This window comes from Alkalibacterium indicireducens (assembly GCF_039522005.1).
In the GTDB taxonomy this organism is placed as follows: domain Bacteria; phylum Bacillota; class Bacilli; order Lactobacillales; family Carnobacteriaceae_A; genus Alkalibacterium; species Alkalibacterium indicireducens.
The window spans coordinates 12939-33367 of the sequence record NZ_BAAADA010000116.1 but is presented as its reverse complement, the minus strand read 5'-3'; the positions used below and the strand labels follow the sequence as shown (position 1 = coordinate 33367).

The window sequence follows — 20429 nt, the reverse complement described above, 5'->3', positions numbered from 1 at the left end:
ATTAAGGTTAGGAGAAAAAGATGGCTAGGAAACGAACTAAAGTTAAAAAAGAAGAAGCAGCAGCGGGTTCCCCTGCATGGATGACAACCTTTTCTGACTTAATGTCTTTGCTTTTAACATTCTTTATTTTACTGTTTTCAATGTCTATGGTAAATGAAGAACGCTTTAGAGAAGCAGCAGAATCGCTGCGTATAGCTATTGCTGGAAGCAGCAGTGATTCAATTCTGGATAACAGCGGAGAGACCGTTGGAGATCTGGATTTTGAAGAGTATGGCGACCTCAATGAATATGAGGGTATGGATCCGGAAGAAGTTTCAGCAGAAGAAACACCTATAGACCCGAACTATGTTCCTGAACAAGTTCTTGAATTATATGACACCGTTAATCTTTTTCTCGAAGAAGAAGGACTTGAAGCTGATGTCACCTTATCAAGAGATCAGGAAGGTGTCTATATAGATATCCAGGAAGCCATCATGTTTGACTCTGGCTTGGCCGACCTGAAAGATAATGGGCAGGAAACGTTGAGTCGTCTGTCAGGACTGTTCGAGCTCTTTGACAATGAAGTTATTATCGAAGGGTACACAGATGATGTTCCAACGGGTGGAGGAAGATTCGAAACGAACTGGGAACTGTCCGTAGCCAGGTCAGTGACCGTATTAAGATATTTGTACGAAAATCATGACATTGAACCAACTCGCTTGTCTGCCCGTGGGTACGGGGAATACAGGCCGATCGTACCGAATGATTCGGCAGCGAACCGGGCGCTTAATCGTCGGGTTAACATTGTAATTGTTCATGATGACAGAGAGGAAGTTCCAAGTGGCACAGAATAGTGAACAGTCGAAAAAGAAAAAAGTAAGAAACTTAGTGATAGGGATCGTAGCTGGGGTGATTGTCCTTGTAGCTGGTATGGGAATAGGAATCACAGTCTTTGGTGAACCAGGAGAGGAATCACTGATGAGCCGCTTCAGGTCGTTAAATGAAGCACAGGCGACCGAGATTGCCATCCCACTTGATGAATTTATAGTAAATGTTAAAGGGGAAACAGCTCGAAGTCAGCCGATCGTCAGAATGGAGATCACTGTCACGAGTATGGATGATGACGCATCAGAAATAATCGCTACCGATATCGCAAAAGTAAGAGATGCAGTGATTCACGTTGTATCCAGCCAGTCAGTATCAACTATTATGGAAGAAAAAGACGGGGAGTTCATCGTCAAGGATCAGATTAAGGACAGAATCAATCAGTCTTTGGGTAATGAACTGATAGAAGACGTCTATGTGACGAATATCCTGATTCAAAAATAAGAGAGAGAGGAGATGAGGAAATGGATATAATGGATATTTTCCAGATGATTACAGCTTTGGTTGTGATTGTGTTTTTAGCTAATTTCTTGCTGAAGAAACTAAACGGCATCCAGCAGCCATCGAGCCAAGTCATAAAAATAATCGAGCGGGTGCAGGTTTCCAAATCTTCTTCTCTCTGCATTGTTCAAGTCGAGTCGGAATACATGCTGATGAGTATTTCCGAAACCTCTAATGAGGTCATCAAGACATTTACTAATGAAGAAAAGGAAGCGATCCAGCAGCGTCTGGCTAAGAAGCAGCACAGTCAAGAAGCAGGACAGCTGACGAGTCAAGTCGCTTCATTATCAAGTAAGAGGGCGGCCACGCTCACTACATATATCAAGAAGTGGAAGAAACAGTACACAGAGTTTCAGAAGAAAGGAACACACAAGACATGACAGAAAATCTGGTAGACGCTTTGGCGCTGACTAACGACACGTCTGAAGTCGTCAACTTATATCTTCTGCTTTTTCTGATTGCACTGATTCCTTCCTTTCTGGTACTGACTACAAGCTTTACACGAACAATAATTGTGCTGTCATTTACAAGAAATGCTTTAGGAACACAGCAGAGTCCACCAAACCAGGTGCTGATCGGTCTGGCTCTCTTTCTGTCAGTATTCGTCATGCGTCCAGTGTATCAGGAAGTAAACGAGCAGGCCTTGCAGCCAATGCTGGCGGGAGAAATTACCAGAGAAGAATCGCTGGATATTGCAGAGGAACCGATCAAGACGTTCATGCTCGACCAGACACGGACAACTGATCTGGAACTCTTCGTTCAGCTGAGCGGTGACGATTTCCCTGAAGATCCGGAAGATTTATCGTTATTCACGGTCATTCCGGCTTTTGCAATCAGTGAACTACGGACAGCCTTTACCATTGGCTTTCTAATTTTCATTCCGTTTCTCGTCATCGATATCGTTGTAGCAAGTATTTTGATGTCCATGGGGATGTTCATGCTTTCACCAGTGATGATTTCACTGCCATTCAAGCTTCTGCTGTTCGTTATGGTTGATGGGTGGTATCTGGTGGTCGAGTCACTTATTGGAAGTTTTTATTAAATTAAAGTTCTCGTAAACTCATTGCAAATGTGATCGGTTGTACCAAGCTGAGATGTAAAATGGAAAGGATATACATATGTCAACACAAAATGTTTTAGATGTCCTGCAGGATGCATTCCTGGTCCTCATCAGAGTAGGTGGACCGGTACTCATCACTGCACTGGTAATCGGACTGGTCATCAGTATTATACAGGCAACGACTCAGATACAGGAACAGACGTTGAGTTTTGTGCCCAAGCTTTTTGCAATCTTATTGACACTGGTCCTTCTCGGGAATTTCATGCTGAATACACTAGTGGCTTTCACGGATCGACTCTTCTCGATCATCGCAGGATTGTGATGGCATGACAGGAGAAGTACAGCAATTTCTATTGATCATGATCAGATTGACCGTATTCATCTCGATCAGCCCAGGATTTTCACACTCGTCCTTTCCGACTGTCAGTAAAGTGGCACTGTCGACCGGATTAGCGCTACCTGTGATAGGTGCTGTTCCAGCGATTACAGCTGAACTGGCCATGGGAGATTTTTTGCTGCTGGGAATTAGAGAACTGCTTATCGGTATGGCACTTGGTTATATTACGCTGCTGTTTTTTACGGCAGTAGAGATTGCCGGCACCCTCGTAGACTTTCAGGTCGGATTCTCTATGGGCGCAATATATGATCCATCTCTAGGAGTCAACGCATCCTATTATGGACGGATCTATTATTGGATTTCGATCATGATTTTTTTCATAGCGAACATACATCATCAGGTCATTACAACACTGGTTGAATCGTTTACCTGGGCACCAATCAGTACGGATCAAGTGATGCTTACACATATTGGTCTAGAAGGCATCGTACGACTGTTCGGCCATCTGTTTGCCGCAGCCATTTCACTTGCTATCCCACTTATAATCGTCGCTTTGCTTTCTGAGTTAACCCTTGCTCTGATATCCAGAACAGTTCCTCAGATCAACGTACTGATACTGGGGATGCCGATGAAAACACTGGTGAGTCTGATATTCATGTTCTTCTTTTTACCACTACTCATGAGAAACATAGGGGACCTGTTCCCGGATATGATCAGATATATGAACGAATGGCTGTATTCTCTTCAGTAAAGGAGGCGATGACTGATGGCGGCAGATAAAGACGGAAAAACAGAAAAACCCACCCTAAAGAAACTCCGTGAAGCGAGGAAGAAGGGACAGGTGCCGAAAAGTCAGGATTTGTCTTCGGCTATATCATTCGGACTTTTTGCTTTAGGCTTTACTGCTCTGGCCATGTATGTCCTTCAACGAGCCTATGTCTATCTGCAGCAATCCCTTCGTTTCGGGAATGATCCGGCACGGGTGGTTCATGAACTGCCTGCAATGGGAATGAATGCCATCATCTGGTTCATCGTTCTAGCTGCACCATTTCTAGGCATCGCCTTTTTCACTGGAGTTGTTGGAAATATGGTTCAAGTAGGTTTTCTCTTTACGAAAGAACCCTTAAAACCTAGTTTTAGCAAAATCAATCCAATCAGTGGCTTCAAGAATATCTTTGGTAAAAAGGCACTGTTCGGACTGGTGAAGAACTTGATGAAACTGTTTATTGTCGTAGGGTTTACAGTCTATACACTTTATCAGTCAGCTGTTGTCATCTTGAATGCCGGTAGAGTAGGTTCCTTTGCCATCTTTCCTCTAATGATCGAGCTGGTCAGTCAGCTGGCTTTTCAGCTGGCCGTTTTCATGGCCATACTCGGCATACTGGATTATGTCTATCAGAGGTACGACCATAAGAAGAACTTGATGATGTCCATGCAGGAAATCAAAGATGAGTACAAGGAAATGGAAGGGGACCCTCAGGTTAAATCTCAGCGTAAAGCGCGCTACAGAGATATGCTAGCTGGAAATATAAAAGACGTCGCTGAATCAACTGTTCTAATCACCAACCCGACTCACTTTGCTATTGCAGTGCGTTATGACCAGACAAAAGATCAGGTACCAGTCGTCTTAGTCAAGGGTCAGGACCAAATGGCACTCAAGATGAGAGAACTTGCCAGGCAGGAAAACGTACCGATTATTGAGAACAAACCGCTCGCAAGAGCTCTATATAAACAAGTTGAACCAATGGATCCAATACCTACTGACATGTATGAAGCAATCGCAGAAATTCTTGCACTGATCTTCCAGGCAGAAGCTAGCAGAAAACACAAGATATAAAAAAGGATGAGTACTTATGAACAACCCGATGGCAGCTAAACGTAAAGCGGCACTAGCCAACACTTTAAATATAATCATTGCTTTTGTCGTCGTCTCTATTATCGGTATCATTATCATCCCAATGCCCACATTTATACTAGATTTCCTTTTAGTCGTGAACATATCATTAGGCATAACGATTCTCGTACTAACTCTGTTTACGCACTCTGTACTTGACTTTCTGAGTTTCCCGACCTTGCTCCTGATCACGACAATGGTTCGATTGGGTCTGAATATCAGTTCGACCCGTCTGATTCTGAGTCAGGGAGACGCCGGACAAGTCATTGATACATTCGGAAGCTTCGTTGCAGGGAATAACTACATTGTAGGGGCCGTCCTGTTCATCATTATCGTGGTTGTTCAGATGATAGTCGTTACAAACGGAGCCAGCCGAGTCGCTGAAGTATCGGCGCGTTTCACACTGGATGCCATGCCAGGTAAACAGATGGCAATCGATGCGGACCTGAACAGTGGTCTGATTACTGAAGAACAGGCTAAACTTAGACGTTCAAACCTTGAAAAAGAAGCAAACTTTTACGGTGCCATGGACGGAGCCAGTAAATTCGTCAAAGGAGATGCCATTGCCGGAATCATTATCACACTGATCAACTTGGTTGGTGGGATTGCCATTCATTCTCTTCAAGGGGACTATACGATAGGGGAAGCACTGGTTCACTTTGGTCAGCTGACTATCGGGGATGGTCTAGTCAGTCAGATCCCTTCGCTTCTGATATCAGTCGCTTCCGGTATCCTGGTTACCCGAACAGCTAATGAAAAAGCCTTCGGAGATACGATCGGTGGGGAGTTGTTCCATACACCTCAGGTCATGTATATCGTTGGTACTCTGATGGTCGTATTCGCCATGGCACCTGGCTTTCCGTTCTTCCCATTCATTCTATTAGCTACTGGCTTGTTCGTCGCAGGTTATCTTGTCAGTGAAAGTCAGAAAGCCACTGAACAGGATCTTGCAGCTCAAAACCTTCAGGCAGCAGCGAGTCGTGAGGCAGAACCCGTCGAGGAATCAGCTTCTCAGTTTCAGGTCGACCGTATTGCCGTTGAGATTGGCTATGGTCTGATTCCGCTGGCAAATGAAGATCAGGAATCCAGCATGACCGACCAGATCGCGGCCATTCGTAAGCAGCTTTCCTATGAACTGGGAATACTTCTGAATCCCATCCGTATAAGAGACAACCTGCAGTTGGCGCAGCATGATTATGTTATTAAGATAAAAGGAAATGAAGTTGCCCAAGGGACCCTTTATCCCGATATGTTTTTGGTCGTTGAACCAGGAGGGATGGAAGAGGAAATCGACGGGATCGACGCAAAAGAACCTGCTTTTGGATTGGATGCGCTCTGGGTAACAGAGAAAAACAAGGAAATTGCAGAGCTTCATGATTATACTGTGGTTGACCCGTTAACCGTTCTAGTTACACATGTCAAAGAAGTGATGAAGCAGAATGCGGATGAACTGTTAGGCCGCCAGGAAGTCAAGGAACTGCTCGAAGGGCTGAAAGAGCATTACAGCGTTGTTATCGATGAACTGATTCCTGATATCCTGCAGCTGGGTGACGTTCAGAAAGTCCTTCAGCGCCTTCTACGTGAGGGTGTGCCAATCACCGACCTAGTTACGATACTGGAGACGCTTGCCGATTACGGCAACACGACAAAAGATCATGAAACACTCACGGAATATGTCAGACAGGCACTTAAACGGACGATTGTCAAAGAACATATGGATGATCAGAACACACTAAATGTTCTGACTGTTCACCCTGAAGTCGAGGAACGTCTGGCGTCAAGCATTCAGAAGTCGACGCAAGGATCGATACCTGTGCTGCAGCCTCAGGAAGTCAATCAGCTGTTTGACAGTATCAATCAGCAGAGTGCCATGCTGACTGCTCAAGGAATTCCTTTTGTCCTGCTGACTTCACCTAAAATCAGACCGGCGATGCGAAACCTGCTGTCGTTCAATTTTCCGGACCTGACTGTCCTGTCATTAAATGAGATACCTAATGAATGTGCGATCGAGAGCACTGGAATGGTAAGCATGAATTAGAATGGAGGGAGAACATGGAAGAGCAGCTGAGAAACGACACGGTCATGCAGTATATGCCGCTTGTACATAAAGTGGTTCACGGACTGAAAATCAATAACAAAGAATACGAACATGAAGACCTGGTCAATATCGGAGTGATTGGCTTGATGAAAGCCATAGAGAAGTATGATGATGCCTTAAATGTCCCTTTTATCAATTATGCCTACATGCGAATTAAAGGTGTTATCATCGATGAGATAAGAAAGACATCCAGGGTATCCCGCAATAAAATCAAGGCAGTCAATGAGTATTATGATGCCATCAATTCACTGCAGCAGACCTTGCTTAGAACACCGACAGAAAAAGAAATTTGTCAGCAGATGGGTATCACTGATACTGACCTGAAGAAGATTTATGAAACGGTTCACCAGCTGTCGGATGTCTCCCTTGATGATATTCTATTCGAGGATTCGTCCAGTGAAACGAACATTATGGAAGTCATGAAGGATGAATCGGCAGTTCAAGCGGAAGAAAAACTGATTAAAAAAGAGCAGCTTTCCTTCATGAAAGAAGCCATTCTGACTCTTTCTGAAAGAGAACAGCAGATTCTTCAGCTCATTTACTTTGAAGAACTGAGCATGAAAGAAGTCGGCTACATTTATGATATTTCAACACCGCGGGTTTCCCAGATCCACGGAAAAGCTCTCCTTAAACTAAGAGAAGTGATGAGAAAGGACTATGCACATGATTAGAGGTCTAGATACTGTGTCAGGGAGCTTCAATGTCCTGACCCAGAAACAGAAAAATCTGGCGACAAATGCAGCGAATACGATGACGCCAGGCTACAAGTCCCAGCAGCTGATGACCAGTACCACTGAACAGACAGATGTACATAATTACACTAGAGGGCCTGAATCGAATAGACGCAGAGATGTCGGATCAATTGTCTTCGGCAACCAGCTGGACGAAGCCGTACGAAACTTTTCATCAGGCGGTCTGCAGCTGACGGATCACAAAACTGATCTGGCTGTCAACGGCGACGCCTTTTTCACCGTGCAAAATGATGCAGGTGAACTCCTTTATACAAAAAACGGGAACTTTTCCGTGAATGCCGACGGACAGCTGATCACCCAGGAAGGATACCTCGTCATGGGAATCGAGCAGAACGGCGGCATGTCTCCGATCATGGTGGGAACTGATTTCGAAGAAGCATTCACAGTAAGCAATAATGGCTTTGTCTATACCAATGACCGTAACGTGCCACAGTTCCTGTACATGACCCAGTTTGATGATCCAACCGGCCTGACAAGTGCTGGTGGGACTTTGTTCCAAGGTGACGGCGGAGCACCTGCAGGAAATGGCTTCACGATCGAACAGGGCTACGTGGAATCATCAAATGTCAATATGGTCGATGTGATGAGTGATATGCTACAGATCTCGAGAGAATTTGAAGCCAACCAGAAAGTCCTGCAGTCTGCCGATGAAACACTAAGACGGGCGACTCAGGAAGTCGGACGGACATAATCTGATAAAGGGAGGTAGGAGAGCTAGTGAATATACCATATAGTATTTCTAAAAGTGCCTTGCAGTCGCAGCAGCATAGAATGAACCATGTTGCCCATAATATTTCAAATGTCAATACAACTGGATTCAAGAAAAAGGATGTTCAGTTCAGTGAGCTCATGCATAATGCGGTGACTGAACAGGATGTAAGGTTATCTGAAAATGCCGATCCTCTTTCACTGAATACTGGAGTGCGCATTGCCGGAACGAAAGACAGTTACACCCAGGGTGGGCTGGCTCATACAGGAGACACCTATCATCTAGCTATTGGAGGAAACGGGTTCTTCGGGATCCGTAATGCTGACAACGAACGGCTGCTGACACGAGATGGCGCTTTTCATTTAAATGATACAAACCAGCTCGTCAATGACAGAGGGGACTTGCTGGAAGTTAACTTGACTGTACCGGCTGACCAGTGGGCAGGAGGAACAGTCAGCATCGACAAAAATGGCGACATACTCAGCCTAGTCAACGGACAGTCGACAGTAGTCGGTTCGATTCCACTATTTCTTCCCGCTAACTCAAGTGATATCGAACCGGCAGGAACCAACACTTACCGAGTGGCAGAAGGCGCTGACCTGCTGATCTCAAATGCGGATCAGGGAGGCGTCGGTACGATCATGAGCGGGTACCTGGAAGAATCCACTGTAGACCTGGCTCAGAGCATGATGGAAATGATCATGTCTCAGCGTGCCTATTCGCTTAATTCAAAAGTGATGCAGAGCACAGACGAAATATACTCACTGATCAATCAGTTCACTTAATTAAACTAAGAAAAACTTTTCCGAGTTAGAGGAGGACACCCTGATGATCCGATTAATGAATGTATCCAAGCATTATAATAAGACCCAGACTCAGGCACTGAAAAATGTCTCCATTGATATCGATCAGGGGGAATTCGTCTATCTGATCGGTAAAAGTGGCTCAGGCAAATCGACTTTACTCAAGCATCTGTATGGTCAGGTGAAACCTACGAACGGTCATGTGGTGTTTGACTCTTATATTGTCAGCCGATTGAAGTCGAATGAACTGTATCGCCTCAGACGAGAGGTCGGTGTTGTATTTCAGGAGTACAACCTTCTGGACTATAAAACGGTCTATGAAAATGTAGCCTATGTGCTGGAAGTGACCGGAGTTGAGGAAAATCAGATAGAAGAGCGTGTGATGGAAGCCTTGACTACGGTAGGTCTTAAGCACAAGGAGCTCGACCTGCCTGAACATTGTTCCGGTGGAGAACAGCAGCGGATCGCTATCGCTAGAGCCATTGTACATAAGCCGAAACTGCTGATAGCCGATGAACCGACAGGCAGTCTGGATCCGAGGACCAGCCTCAAGATGCTTCAGCTTCTCCACAAGATAAATAGATCTGGTACAACAGTTGTCATGTCTACTCATGATTACAGCTTTGTCGAGCATATGCCTGCTCGAGTGATCCGGCTTGAAAACGGAATCGTCAAGAGTGACCGGTCTAAAAATCATACCCTGCTGATATTGAATAATACAATGGGTGAATTTTACGTCGTTTAACAGAAATAATTGCACGCGCAAGCATGTCCAGGATCGAGCCTGACTGCTTCCGCGTGCTTTTTGCATTTAGAAGAAACACTGGAGCGTGTTTCTACATTTTATAAGTGCTGTTGAAGATGAATGCCTCATAAGTCCAATATATGAGCCATTCACAACTCATAATTACTGATGAATGCCTTATAAAACCTATATATGAGGCATTAAAGACGTAACTGCATGCTCCAATCCGTTATAAACCACTAATATGAGGCATTCATCACTAAGATCCTCGTAGCCGAGCGACTCGACCACTAACAGAACCCAGCACACAAGGGAGAGAACCTGTAAATGCATCCATTCATCGCAGTAAAAAGGATCCCCGTTCGGAGAATCCTTTAATAGACATATTTATAGAGTATGTGCGGCAGGTTTTCTTCTGAAGAATGAACGTTGCTTAGGTTCGTCGTTCAATGTAACTTCTTCTATCTGATCCTGTTTACTCAATTGAAGACTTTCGATAAGCGGGTTCAGTTTTTCGACTTCACCAGCCAGAGAACGAGCCAGTTCTGTTGTGTCTTTTATGAGCTGCAGTTGTCTATCTGATTGTTTGTCAGTAGATTCAGTAATGGCTGCCGTTTCTTCAGCAATTTCCTGCATAAGATCGAGCGCCTGCAGAATTTGTCTGGAGTTCTCTGAAATGACCTTCGATGTAGAAGCAGTTCTATTGATATCAGAGTCAAGGGTCTTTACAGCTTCCAGAATATACTTGAACTTCAATTCTGTTTTAGAGACACTATCGAGACTGTCTGCCATTTTAACCTGTCCGTCACTGACTGAATCTCTTGCCAGAGTACTGTCTGACTGAATTGTGCTGACGATGTCTGAGACTTTACTTACTGCTTCATCAGTTTGAGTAGATAGTTTTCTGACTTCCTCAGCAACCACCGCAAAACCTTTACCTGCCGCACCAGCCTGAGCAGCTTCAATTGCAGCATTTAATGCTAGCAGATTCGTTTTTTCGGAAATTTCAGAGATAACGGTAATGATGCTGCTGATTTCACTGGATCTCGAGTCAAGAGAGGAGACAATCACGTTGACCTGTTCAAAAGCCTCTGCCAGGCGATGCATATCTTCAGTCGTCTGTTCAACAAGGCCAAACCCTTCAGTAGATTCAGTTGTCATAACTTTAGAAGAGGATACTATATTTTTTGAATTGGCTTCGATTTCTTTTATCGAACTGGAAAATGAATCTAGTATGCCATGGCTACTTATAGTCTGATTAACTTGTTTTTCGGAACCGGAGCGAATACTCAATAGAGAAGACTTGACTTCTTCACTACTCAACTGAGTATCATTTGCGTTTGCTGATAGCTGACGAGCTGTTCGGTCGACTTGAGAACTAGTATCTGTCAGCTGGCTGATGATAGACTGGATTGTTTCTTCGCTGTTTTTGTTAATAGCTTCCAGAGTCTTAACTTGCTGCTGATTTGATGCTATCTGCCAGATAACGGCACCAGCAGTCAATAACAAAAATACAGCATGGATAAGGACCATGACAAAGGAATAATTTCCTGGCCCATAGACGAAGAAAGTTGCTGGGAAAAAGAAATAGCCGAACAGATGCTGAAATGCGAATATACCAGTCATCAAGAAAACTAATGGAATCGAGTTATAATAGGCCATAGTGGCTACTACCATGAAGATTCCAAAATGATATTCAACAGCTCCAAATCCTCCCATAATCATGCTGATAACAGACAAGGTGAGCGTGAGAGTCACTGTCACCGGTAATATTAGGGAATTAGATTTAAAGTAATATAGATAAATTGATATGAGTAGAAGGAGCAGAGGAATAGTGAAAAAGAGACCATTTACCATGCCGTAATATGTCGGAACGTCTATTCCAATAGATTCATGACCGGCACCTCCATGCGCGTGAGTATCAATTGTAGACTGTCTGTGTAAAACATGCACGAGCACATTCAAGCCGAATGTAATACTCGCTAACCCAACCATTAACTTATTTTTATTCATTCCATCATCCCTCGTATTAGATTTAAAAGTAACCGCTGATTACAAATGTTATTATCGGATTATATTAAAGGTTTTTAAGCAAATCTGTAAAAAATATAAATAAAGACGTGTATACTGATACATAACATAAGCTATTTATAAGTGAATGGAAGTTTAAAGGAGAATGAACGATGATTGAAAAATGGAACCTTAATCTGGAAGAAACGAAGATTTGGTTAACTTTAGGCGGGAGTGTGTTGTTTTCTTTTCTTCTTGCAATCTTAGTGATTTCCTTGGATACGAGACTAATTACATTGAATGAGTATTTTCCAGAGTGGACCTTAACAAGTGTCGATCTGGCAAGGGAGATTCTCAGTCTGTTGGCAGGTTCTCTATTCTCAGTTGCAACCTTTACTTTTGTGACTATGCTGACGATTGTCACGCTTTACACATCCAATTTCAGCCCCGTGCTACCGAGAATTTTCTACTTAACCGAGTATCAATGCAGACGCTAGGTGTCTTTTTAGGCGGGTTCATCTATTGTCTGTCTTCTCTCTTTTTCATGAGAAGTTCAGAAGATGAGTTTTTAGTTGTATCAGCTACCGTAGCCTTAATCTATGCATTTGGTGCAGTAATTATGTTTACGCGTTTTGTATACTCCAGTTCGCAATATGTACAGCTTGAAAAACTGATCCACAATTTATACAGTGAAGCAGAAACAGTATACGAGAACTATATCGAACGCTTAGAGGATTACCGGACAGTAAAGCATCTGCCTGAAGTAGAGTATATGTACACTTACATGATTAAAGCCAATCAAAGCGCCTATATTGAACACATTCATTTCGACTCATTGAAGTTAATAGCTGATGAAATAGAATCCTTAGCTGAAGTGAAAATTAGAGTAGGGGAATTTGTATCTGAAGGAGAACCCGTCGTGGAGATCAGGTCAAATAAGAATATCAAAGATATATTTCAGCTGACCGACAATGTGAATCAAAGCTTTAGTTATGAGGAACAGAAGTCTGCAATGTACGACCCGGACTATGGCCGTACGAAACTTACAGAAGTTGCTTTAAGAGCTGTTTCGCCAGGTATCAATGATCCTAATACAGCGATACATATCCTGCACTACAAATCCCTTCTGGAAAAACGCTTAGCAGCGTTGCCAGGAAAATATGTCATAATGTGGGAATCAGATGAGTCCCTGGAAGATAAAGATGAGTCACCTGAGTCATATGTAGGTAAAGTTTTTTATAGGTATAATGATTTTTCTGAGGACCTTTATAGAGGGTACTGGCAGCTTGTGTTCTACATGCAGAAAGATATTTCCGGTGTTCATGCACTTTTTGAAGCAGTAAAAACGATTGTCTATTCTGCTCATCCGGATAATCTAGGATTCATTAAGGAGTACAATGACTATCTTTATAATATGACTTCAAAAAACTTTAATGAATCATTCGATTTAATGATCATAGAAAAAGATTATGTGCGGATAAAAACCATCATAGCAAAAAAAGAAAATGAGACTAAAGAAAATAATAGTAAAGAGGCGGTCTGACCGTCTCTTTTTCTATGCAAACTATCAGACATTATGGTCTTAACTTTTCGAAAAACTATCCGATAATAACTACTAGGAAGACTATAGAAGGAGTGTAATTAAATGAAGACAGCTGCTGTACCGGCTCCAAAAAAGTTATTTAATGAATCAGAATCAAACCTTAATATGAAAGAGTCGTTCAATGTAAAAGCAAACAAATTGATGACTTATATTATGATCGGAATGGTACTTAGTGCTTATCCTATTGTGTATTTATTTTCAGTAATGGACTGGATCGAGCAGGACAATTTCCTTGCTTTTCTAAGTTATACTGCAGTAATTCTGGTACTGATGTTCCTGTCATTAAAAGTATTCGGACAGAAATCCTATGGAAAATTTATTACTATCGGCCTGATGTATGCATTGCCTATAGCAATTAGTTCAACCTTATATACAAGAACAGCCTGGACCGTTCTGTTTCTGTACCTGATATTGTCCATGCTTTACTTGGATAAGAAAGTTCTTTATCTTTCAGGAGGCCTGGGCGCACTCAATCTGGGCTTGATCGTTTCTCTTGATTATACAATGATCAGTGACCCTGTAGAATTCAGCATCATGGCGGTGCTGTACCTGTTTGCAGTAGTAGGGGGTTATCTGGTAGTCGCAGGAGGAGAAAGACTTATTGCTCAGATATCTCAGGATATTCACGAAATAACGCTTCAATTTAAAGAACTTGAGTCTGTTATCAAAAGTAAAATTTTAGTTTAGAGGAAAAAATATATATAGTACATCAGTATGATTAATTTTTAAATTATCTAGAAATTTAATGATTAAAGTATGATAAACTATACCTAGTTATACAATATACGTATTAAACTGCATAATTATCGAGCTGCTGAGCTGCTGAGCTGGTTATGTAAAAGGAGCACAGAATCGTATGACAATCATCTCTGGATGGGCCACTGAAATTATGAAAGGACAAGTGAATAACTCGCTTTATGTCGAGTATTTATTTGTGTTAGTTGCGTTGGGCATCTTGTTTATTGCAACTAAAAACTTTTTCAAGGCACCATACATATATTCAATCGTAAGTGATCCGCTTAAGTTTCCAGAGGATCAGAATGAAAAAGTTATAGCTTTTGGCTGGATTCAGAAACTGAAAAACAAGCTGTTTTCTTCAAGAGGAAAGAAAACTGAGTGGATACAAGAAATAGAGAAGAAAAAACATGAGTTGAATCAAGTCAAATACTTCGACATGCTTACAAAGCTTCCAAACAGAGTGAAACTAATGAAAGATTTCCAGGAACGCTTGTCTTTACATGCGACGAGAGATGCTGACGTGGAAGTAGCCATATTTATGCTGGATATTGATCGATTCAGAATCATCAATGAGCTTCATGGGCGACAGGCAGGAGATTTGGTCTTGATAAAAATTACTGAGCGCCTTCGAACTCTTTTAGGTCAGCGAGCGGTAATTGCCAGAGAAAGTGAAGATGAAATTTATATTCTCATAGAAGATGTAACTGAGAAACAGACGATCAGCCTGGCTAGAGACATCATCGACTTGTTTACTAAGCCGTTCAAGGTCAACGGATCGACATTTTATGTTACTGCCAGTGTTGGAATCAGTCGATATCCTGAAACAGCTCAGGATATGGAAGCTCTGATGCAGCAGGCGGAGATCGCCATGTATAAGGTCAAGAGAACTGGTAAAAATAATTACCATCTGTTCATGACAGATGATGCTGCAGCTATTGAACGTAAGCGACGAATTGAATTCGGGCTGAAAGAGGCACTGCTTCATAATGAACTGTACCTTGTCTATCAGCCGAAAGTAAGAATGAATGATGAAAAAATCATCGGTGTGGAGGCTCTACTTAGATGGGATCATCCTATTTTAGGCACTGTTTCACCAGCAGAATTCATTCCTATTGCTGAAGAGTCGGGCATGATCAACGAAATTGGCTACTGGGTCATTTATGAAGCCGTCAGACAGGCCAAAGAATGGCAGAAAGAGGATATGCATTTACATATTGCCGTCAATGTATCCGCCATGCAGTTTGAAGACACCTATTTTGTTACTCGAATAAAGAATGTTCTGGAATTATATGAAGTAGATGCGAAAAACTTCATTGTTGAAATCACTGAAAGTGTCATGCAGGATGTTGAACACGCGAACCGTGTCATTAAGGATCTTCATCACATTGGCGTCAACGTTGCGATAGACGATTTTGGAACAGGGTATTCATCACTAAGTGTTCTCAATAATGTATTTATCGACATTGTTAAAATCGACAAATCATTTATTGATCATGTTGTTTCCAAGGAAAACACTGCTTCATTAGTCAAAACAATGATACAAATGGGTAAGAGTTTGGATTTCAAGATTATTGCTGAAGGTATTGAAAACATAGAACAATCGAACTTTCTTAAAGAGAATGCTTGTGAATATGGTCAAGGTTACTTTTTTAGTAAACCTGTGTCACCAGCTGAGGTCACTAGACTAACTAAACTTAAATTACAAAACTGAACAGTTTAAAGATGCTCAATAAAAGAAGTCTCATGATGTTAATATACGTCTGACTAATTTTGTTGAGTGTTTTTTATTAATATTTGTTATAATTGAACAAAATAGCACAAAAGTTTTCATCTATCTTAACAATTAATATAAGGTTAACTAGAAAATGTACAAGTTGTTTTTAATGTTTCAATTCATATTAAGCCTTTACATCCTAACAGATATTTTGAATTAAGAATAATTGACGGACTTAATATTTATAGATAAACTAGCTTTAATGAAAAAATTCTAAAAATAATTTAATGTTGGAGGAAACAGCATGGTATCAGTAAAGAAAAAAGGGGGCATATGGCTCTCGTTCTTCATCCTTTCTCCTTTGATTTTTTATCTGGCTTTACCGACGTTTTCTCTGGAACAGGTATGGTCTGTAGACTATATGTTTTTTGTTATGCTTTGTCTGTTAGTCTCCTTTTATCCAATACATACTGAAAAATCAATTTTATTTCTAACAAATGGAGTCTCAGTAGCCGTATTTATTATTTATGGATTATTTGCAGAAATTGTTGTAACCACCCTGGCTTTACTTGCATTAATGCTGCGTTCTAATATAAAAAGCGATGAACATTACCGGTATCCCCTTAACCTGCTCATGTTTCAGCTTCTATCATTAGTGTCGGCATTTGCTTATTACACTGTTTTACCTATGGTATCAGATGGCGGGATGTCTAGTTTCAGTTTAACGTAATTCCGAAAGAAGTCTTCCACTTCTAAGCGTATGGGTGCGAAGCACCAGTGAAAGTGGGAGATGAATTTCGGTCAAGCGATAGCTTGAAGTGGTTAATGTCATTCTCATTTGGTATACTTTATATATAGACGATAACCAAGTCTATATAGGCGACAACCAAGCCTACTGAGTATTCCTTGGCGTTAGCCAAGTAAAAGAAAACCTATGAGGCAGGGACTGCCTTTTGAGCCTACCCATATCCGATTCCTCTGTCTGCATGAAACCTGTGCAGACAAGAATGGAGTTCGTAGGAAGCCCCCACTTCAAAATCCGGAGGATTTAAGTGGTGGGTAGTTCACCACGGCCATCCCAATCGTGTTTATGTTCTGTTAAGTCTGGATGAAAATATAAAGAAAAAATTAGGAGGATGATAAAATGAGAAACAAAATCAGACAGATGATGAAAAAAGAAGACGGATTTACACTAGTTGAACTGCTGGCGGTTATAGTTATATTGGGTATTATTCTAGCTATTGCAATTCCAGCAATTGGTGGAGTTATTAGCAGAGCAAATACAGATGCAGAAACAGCTGAAAATGCACTAATCGAAGACGCTGCGCGACTATACTTCACTCAAAACGATGGAGCAACAGAAGTTAGCGTAGGTACCCTCGTAGAAGAAAACTACCTCGATCCTAGCGATGGAAATCTATCTAGTGATAATACTCGAATGGTAGACAGAACCGATACTGGAGGAGCAGAACTCCGGACATAGAATTAACGATTAATTATAAAAGAAAGACCCCCACTCGGGGTCTTTCTTACTACATAGGAGTAAATAATGGACATATTTTTCATAGTATTTTTCTTTTTATATGGCTTGATCTTCGGCTCGTTTTTCAACGTGGTGGGCCTTCGTGTTCCTACGAAATCCCTTTTCAGTGAAAAACGGTCATACTGTGATACGTGCCAGCGGACACTGAACTGGAAAGAGCTGATCCCGGTTTTCTCATATCTTATTCAAAAGGGGAAGTGTCGAGGATGCTATGAACATATCTCTCTAATCTATCCACTGATGGAACTGGCGACCGGCATATTATTTGCGTTAAATTACTATTTCTTCGGATTCACTAACCGAATGGTTCTGGGCCTCCTACTGATCAGTCTAATTATTCCGATAACTGTATCGGACATTGAATATAAGCGGATACCAAACAGGCTCCTGCTCTTTTTCAGTCCGCTGTTTCTTATGTATCGTCTGTTCTTTCCGCTTAACCCTTTTTACATATCAGGCATCGGTGCAGCCGTCGCCTTCATACTCGTCCTGATAATTATCTTAGTCTCTAAAGGCGGCATGGGTGTTGGTGATCTGAAGTATTTTACCTTATTTGGTTTTGTTTTTGGATTATATCACTTTCTGTTGTTATTCTTCCTTTCTACTTTGTTCGGCAGTATAGGGGGGCTCATTACAATGAAGGTCAAACGCCTCGGCAAGAAGTCTCGTATCGCTTTCGGGCCATATATCGGGCTGGCGGCATTGACTGTCTTCTTTATTGGAGAACCGTTGATCGGCTGGTATATTTCATTGTTTTGAACAGTATCTACTGAAATTGATAGATTGACATGAAGAACTTCTGGAGGAATCATTATGTTATTTAAAGCCAAACCACATCTGTTCATGCAGTTTCTTGAACGCAGTATCAAGTATCTGGTGATGGACAGTCAGAGAAAAACACTCATTGAAAAAGACGAACTTGTTTTTGATACAGCTATTGTTCAGGAAGGCAGACTGACTAATGTGCCGCTTCTTCAGGCCCGGATCGATGCACTCATCAAAGAAAAGAAATGGAAAAATGCGAAGGTGTCCATCGTTCTCCCAGACGATTTTGTCACGATTCGTGAGGAAGACATTCCAGTTCAGCTTGCTTCAAATGAGATCAAAGATTACTTGAATCTACATATCAACCAGTCGATTCGTCTGCCTTTTGATCACCCGAAAGTGGATTATGAAGTCATCAGAAGGAATGAAACGACTCAGACGCTTTTTCTTGCCGCTTATCCTGGAGATCAGGTTCGTCATTATCTGGACCTTCTGGAAGGAGTGTCTTTGAAACCGGAAGTGGCAGATATTTCGTCTCTTTGTGTCTACCGAATTCTAGACCAGCAGACTCAGATTAAAGCCAAAGAAGAGGATCATGTCATGGTTCTGCAGTGGAATCCAGTGGATACCTCGATCACAGTCTTCAATAAAGGAATCCCACAATTCAACAGGCATACGCGATCTCAGAGACTCATGGAATCATGGAACCTGACGAGAGAAGGTAAGTGGGAATGGAAAAGCACGGATGAAGAACTGACAGATAATCTGGAGGACCAGCTGAATGGTCTGGAGCGGTTTATGGATTTTTACCGCTATTCCGTTATGGATGGAAAAGACAGCGTTTCAGCTATCGTGCTGAGCGGTTATTTCCCGGATCTTGACCGTTTGAAACGCCTGCTAGATGAACGTTTCACTGTCAAAATAAGCTTGGTCGATCTTCCTTCCCAATTTGTACAGGCTGACTCTGTCCTGTACGGTTTGTCGTTAAAAGAGCCTAAGTCGGGGCAATCCCTGTTCGGGGCCTCAAAGGAGAGCCTAGGAACTAAACATAAAAAGGTAGGAAGAGGATTCAGGAAAGTAGAGAATCTGACTGTTGAGGACGAAGGGGAAGTGGCCAAATGATCGAGATCAATTTTTTTGAGAAGAAAGCTAGAAATGTGCTTCCTCATCTGATGGTTGTTTTCTTTTTTGCCGGAGTTATACTAATAGGAATCTATTTCTATCTGATGCACGGGCTCTACATTCGACAAGATCAGCACAGTATGCAGCTTCTCCAGCAGCGTTCCGAGGAAGTGTCAGTGGCCCGGGAAATGTCTAGAGTAGACCGGGCAATCACGATGAATGAGCAGGCTATTACAGTGCTGGAGGACAATCAGTATCCTCTAGTCTATCTGACTGATGACATCTCCAGTGTGATTCCTGACAGCGAAGAAACGGTTGTGACATTCACTTTAACCGAAACGAATGAGCTGATGGTACAGCTGGACCAGTCATTAGTAGAAGAAAGTGCAGAATTAATAGCCGATCTTGAAGAGCTTCCCTATGTCACCCGAGTGCACATGACTCGTCTCGAAAATCAGGGGGAGGATGCCGGTCATCTGATCGAACTGACACTGGACATCGATGAGCAGATTCTGAAAGAAGAGGGGGAAGTGCAATGATCATCAAATGGACTAGAGAATCCCTTCTGGTGATGCTGACCCTTATCATGATTCTGATTGCTCTGTTCTATTATGGAAACAGATATTTTATTGAACCGGTAAGGGCTACTGCGGAAAACTCCGCAGCTATCGTCAGTGAGCAGGAATCGCTCCTGGATGCTTTCCCGCCTTCTGAACAGGATCTTAATGAGCTGGAAGAGGCTTATGCTGACTCATCGCGCTTCATTCCTGAAGGAGAAACGATCAACGAAGTCATTGTCCTGATCCAGTTTGCGGCAGAGTCAAATGACGTCAAACTGCGTCAGATCTCACGCCTGAACGACGAGCAGCCTGTTGAAGGACTCAATGACCGGTATGTTCATTCAGTTTATCAGATTGAATTCGAAAGCTCAGAAGCCTCTAATATTAGAGGCATGCTGGCCACCATGAATCAGCAGGACCGACTCTTAAACAGCTATCAGCTCTCCTATCAGAGAGAAAGCGAAGATCTTTTGAGCGGGAGTGTTCTAATTGACGTGTATTATCATACAGATGCTGGACAGTAAGCCGAGAAACAGTTTGAACCCTTAGCTGGTTTGAACTGTTTTTTTGATATAGTAAATCAGACCTTAGATATGATAAGATAATAAAAA

Annotated in this window: 21 protein-coding genes and 1 pseudogene; 21 read left to right on the top strand and 1 reads right to left on the bottom strand. The window is 42.2% G+C overall.

Translation table 11 applies throughout. The features are described from left to right. Positions 1-20: 20 nt before the first annotated feature. From ABFX15_RS07305 to ftsE, 12 genes are all read left to right on the top strand, one after another. Positions 21-833 (top strand): flagellar motor protein MotB, encoded by an 813-nt coding sequence (locus ABFX15_RS07305; RefSeq protein ID WP_346024809.1) that lies wholly within the window; start codon positions 21-23, stop codon positions 831-833. Further along, positions 820-1308 carry a flagellar basal body-associated FliL family protein gene (locus tag ABFX15_RS07300; protein ID WP_346024808.1) on the top strand — a complete coding sequence of 163 codons (489 nt, stop codon included), beginning with the start codon at positions 820-822 and terminating at the stop codon, positions 1306-1308. The genes ABFX15_RS07305 and ABFX15_RS07300 overlap by 14 nt, the downstream gene beginning before the upstream one ends. Positions 1309-1328: 20 nt before the next feature. Beyond that, positions 1329-1745, top strand: coding sequence for a flagellar biosynthetic protein FliO (locus tag ABFX15_RS07295; RefSeq protein WP_346024807.1), 417 nt, complete (start codon positions 1329-1331; stop codon positions 1743-1745). Continuing rightward, positions 1742-2407, top strand: coding sequence for a flagellar type III secretion system pore protein FliP (gene fliP / locus ABFX15_RS07290; protein WP_346024806.1), 666 nt, complete (start codon positions 1742-1744; stop codon positions 2405-2407). Before ABFX15_RS07295 ends, fliP begins: the two co-directional genes overlap by 4 nt. 76 nt (positions 2408-2483) lie before the next feature. Next, on the top strand, positions 2484-2747 hold the full coding sequence (fliQ, locus tag ABFX15_RS07285) for a flagellar biosynthesis protein FliQ (RefSeq protein WP_346024805.1): 264 nt from the start codon (positions 2484-2486) through the stop codon (positions 2745-2747). A 4-nt stretch (positions 2748-2751) separates the two neighbouring features. After that, positions 2752-3513, top strand: a complete 762-nt coding sequence (gene fliR / locus ABFX15_RS07280; RefSeq protein ID WP_346024804.1) for a flagellar biosynthetic protein FliR — start codon at positions 2752-2754, stop codon at positions 3511-3513. A gap of 15 nt (positions 3514-3528) precedes the next feature. After that, complete coding sequence (locus ABFX15_RS07275; RefSeq protein WP_346024803.1) at positions 3529-4599, top strand: EscU/YscU/HrcU family type III secretion system export apparatus switch protein; 1071 nt, start codon at positions 3529-3531, stop codon at positions 4597-4599. A gap of 16 nt (positions 4600-4615) precedes the next feature. Next, positions 4616-6694 (top strand): flagellar biosynthesis protein FlhA, encoded by a 2079-nt coding sequence (gene flhA / locus ABFX15_RS07270; RefSeq protein WP_346024802.1) that lies wholly within the window; start codon positions 4616-4618, stop codon positions 6692-6694. A gap of 14 nt (positions 6695-6708) precedes the next feature. After that, the gene (locus ABFX15_RS07265) at positions 6709-7425 is read left to right on the top strand and encodes a sigma-70 family RNA polymerase sigma factor (RefSeq protein ID WP_346024801.1); all 717 of its coding nucleotides are present in this window, start codon (positions 6709-6711) and stop codon (positions 7423-7425) included. Beyond that, a complete protein-coding gene (locus ABFX15_RS07260) occupies positions 7418-8197 on the top strand; it encodes a flagellar hook-basal body protein (protein ID WP_346024800.1) in 780 nt (259 codons plus the stop codon). Before ABFX15_RS07265 ends, ABFX15_RS07260 begins: the two co-directional genes overlap by 8 nt. 26 nt (positions 8198-8223) lie before the next feature. Continuing rightward, a complete protein-coding gene (locus tag ABFX15_RS07255; RefSeq protein WP_346024799.1) occupies positions 8224-9000 on the top strand; it encodes a flagellar hook-basal body protein in 777 nt (258 codons plus the stop codon). A gap of 43 nt (positions 9001-9043) precedes the next feature. Then, complete coding sequence (ftsE, locus tag ABFX15_RS07250) at positions 9044-9763, top strand: cell division ATP-binding protein FtsE (RefSeq protein WP_346024798.1); 720 nt, start codon at positions 9044-9046, stop codon at positions 9761-9763. Between the two features lie 387 nt (positions 9764-10150). On the opposite strand, the gene ABFX15_RS07245 is transcribed toward ftsE, so the two are convergent. Beyond that, complete coding sequence (locus ABFX15_RS07245; RefSeq protein ID WP_346024797.1) at positions 10151-11776, bottom strand: methyl-accepting chemotaxis protein; 1626 nt, start codon at positions 11774-11776, stop codon at positions 10151-10153. Between the two features lie 170 nt (positions 11777-11946). On the opposite strand from ABFX15_RS07245, the pseudogene ABFX15_RS07235 reads away from it, so the two are divergent. The 9 genes and pseudogenes from ABFX15_RS07235 to ABFX15_RS07195 all read left to right on the top strand — a co-directional run bounded on the left by ABFX15_RS07235 (position 11947) and on the right by ABFX15_RS07195 (position 20342). Then, positions 11947-13316 (top strand): annotated as a pseudogene (locus tag ABFX15_RS07235) (DUF2254 domain-containing protein). 102 nt (positions 13317-13418) lie between these two features. Continuing rightward, positions 13419-14063: a hypothetical protein gene (locus tag ABFX15_RS07230; protein WP_346024794.1), complete on the top strand. Its 645-nt coding sequence runs from the start codon at positions 13419-13421 to the stop codon at positions 14061-14063. A gap of 169 nt (positions 14064-14232) precedes the next feature. Then, complete coding sequence (locus ABFX15_RS07225; RefSeq protein ID WP_346024793.1) at positions 14233-15825, top strand: putative bifunctional diguanylate cyclase/phosphodiesterase; 1593 nt, start codon at positions 14233-14235, stop codon at positions 15823-15825. A gap of 307 nt (positions 15826-16132) precedes the next feature. Further along, positions 16133-16558 (top strand): hypothetical protein, encoded by a 426-nt coding sequence (locus tag ABFX15_RS07220; protein WP_346024792.1) that lies wholly within the window; start codon positions 16133-16135, stop codon positions 16556-16558. A 414-nt stretch (positions 16559-16972) separates the two neighbouring features. Continuing rightward, the gene (locus ABFX15_RS07215; protein WP_346024791.1) at positions 16973-17311 is read left to right on the top strand and encodes a prepilin-type N-terminal cleavage/methylation domain-containing protein; all 339 of its coding nucleotides are present in this window, start codon (positions 16973-16975) and stop codon (positions 17309-17311) included. A gap of 66 nt (positions 17312-17377) precedes the next feature. Then, on the top strand, positions 17378-18130 hold the full coding sequence (locus ABFX15_RS07210) for a prepilin peptidase (protein ID WP_346024790.1): 753 nt from the start codon (positions 17378-17380) through the stop codon (positions 18128-18130). Between the two features lie 54 nt (positions 18131-18184). Beyond that, positions 18185-19258 carry a type IV pilus biogenesis protein PilM gene (pilM, locus tag ABFX15_RS07205; protein ID WP_346024789.1) on the top strand — a complete coding sequence of 358 codons (1074 nt, stop codon included), beginning with the start codon at positions 18185-18187 and terminating at the stop codon, positions 19256-19258. Further along, on the top strand, positions 19255-19797 hold the full coding sequence (locus tag ABFX15_RS07200; protein ID WP_346024788.1) for a hypothetical protein: 543 nt from the start codon (positions 19255-19257) through the stop codon (positions 19795-19797). The genes pilM and ABFX15_RS07200 overlap by 4 nt, the downstream gene beginning before the upstream one ends. Next, positions 19794-20342 (top strand): hypothetical protein, encoded by a 549-nt coding sequence (locus ABFX15_RS07195; RefSeq protein WP_346024787.1) that lies wholly within the window; start codon positions 19794-19796, stop codon positions 20340-20342. Before ABFX15_RS07200 ends, ABFX15_RS07195 begins: the two co-directional genes overlap by 4 nt. Positions 20343-20429: the final 87 nt, after the last annotated feature.

Bases quoted from the DNA above. Each gene is read 5' to 3' on its own strand.
- ABFX15_RS07305 (WP_346024809.1), top strand. From the start codon at position 21: ATGGCTAGGAAACGAACTAAAGTTAAAAAAGAAGAAGCAGCAGCGGGT.
- ABFX15_RS07295 (WP_346024807.1), top strand. From the start codon at position 1,329: ATGGATATAATGGATATTTTCCAGATGATTACAGCTTTGGTTGTGATT.
- fliP (WP_346024806.1), top strand. From the start codon at position 1,742: ATGACAGAAAATCTGGTAGACGCTTTGGCGCTGACTAACGACACGTCT.
- fliQ (WP_346024805.1), top strand. From the start codon at position 2,484: ATGTCAACACAAAATGTTTTAGATGTCCTGCAGGATGCATTCCTGGTC.
- fliR (WP_346024804.1), top strand. From the start codon at position 2,752: ATGACAGGAGAAGTACAGCAATTTCTATTGATCATGATCAGATTGACC.
- ABFX15_RS07275 (WP_346024803.1), top strand. From the start codon at position 3,529: ATGGCGGCAGATAAAGACGGAAAAACAGAAAAACCCACCCTAAAGAAA.
- flhA (WP_346024802.1), top strand. From the start codon at position 4,616: ATGAACAACCCGATGGCAGCTAAACGTAAAGCGGCACTAGCCAACACT.
- ABFX15_RS07265 (WP_346024801.1), top strand. From the start codon at position 6,709: ATGGAAGAGCAGCTGAGAAACGACACGGTCATGCAGTATATGCCGCTT.
- ABFX15_RS07260 (WP_346024800.1), top strand. From the start codon at position 7,418: ATGATTAGAGGTCTAGATACTGTGTCAGGGAGCTTCAATGTCCTGACC.
- ftsE (WP_346024798.1), top strand. From the start codon at position 9,044: ATGATCCGATTAATGAATGTATCCAAGCATTATAATAAGACCCAGACT.
- ABFX15_RS07245 (WP_346024797.1), bottom strand. From the start codon at position 11,776: ATGAATAAAAATAAGTTAATGGTTGGGTTAGCGAGTATTACATTCGGC.
- ABFX15_RS07230 (WP_346024794.1), top strand. From the start codon at position 13,419: ATGAAGACAGCTGCTGTACCGGCTCCAAAAAAGTTATTTAATGAATCA.
- ABFX15_RS07225 (WP_346024793.1), top strand. From the start codon at position 14,233: ATGACAATCATCTCTGGATGGGCCACTGAAATTATGAAAGGACAAGTG.
- ABFX15_RS07220 (WP_346024792.1), top strand. From the start codon at position 16,133: ATGGTATCAGTAAAGAAAAAAGGGGGCATATGGCTCTCGTTCTTCATC.
- ABFX15_RS07215 (WP_346024791.1), top strand. From the start codon at position 16,973: ATGAGAAACAAAATCAGACAGATGATGAAAAAAGAAGACGGATTTACA.
- ABFX15_RS07210 (WP_346024790.1), top strand. From the start codon at position 17,378: ATGGACATATTTTTCATAGTATTTTTCTTTTTATATGGCTTGATCTTC.
- pilM (WP_346024789.1), top strand. From the start codon at position 18,185: ATGTTATTTAAAGCCAAACCACATCTGTTCATGCAGTTTCTTGAACGC.
- ABFX15_RS07200 (WP_346024788.1), top strand. From the start codon at position 19,255: ATGATCGAGATCAATTTTTTTGAGAAGAAAGCTAGAAATGTGCTTCCT.
- ABFX15_RS07195 (WP_346024787.1), top strand. From the start codon at position 19,794: ATGATCATCAAATGGACTAGAGAATCCCTTCTGGTGATGCTGACCCTT.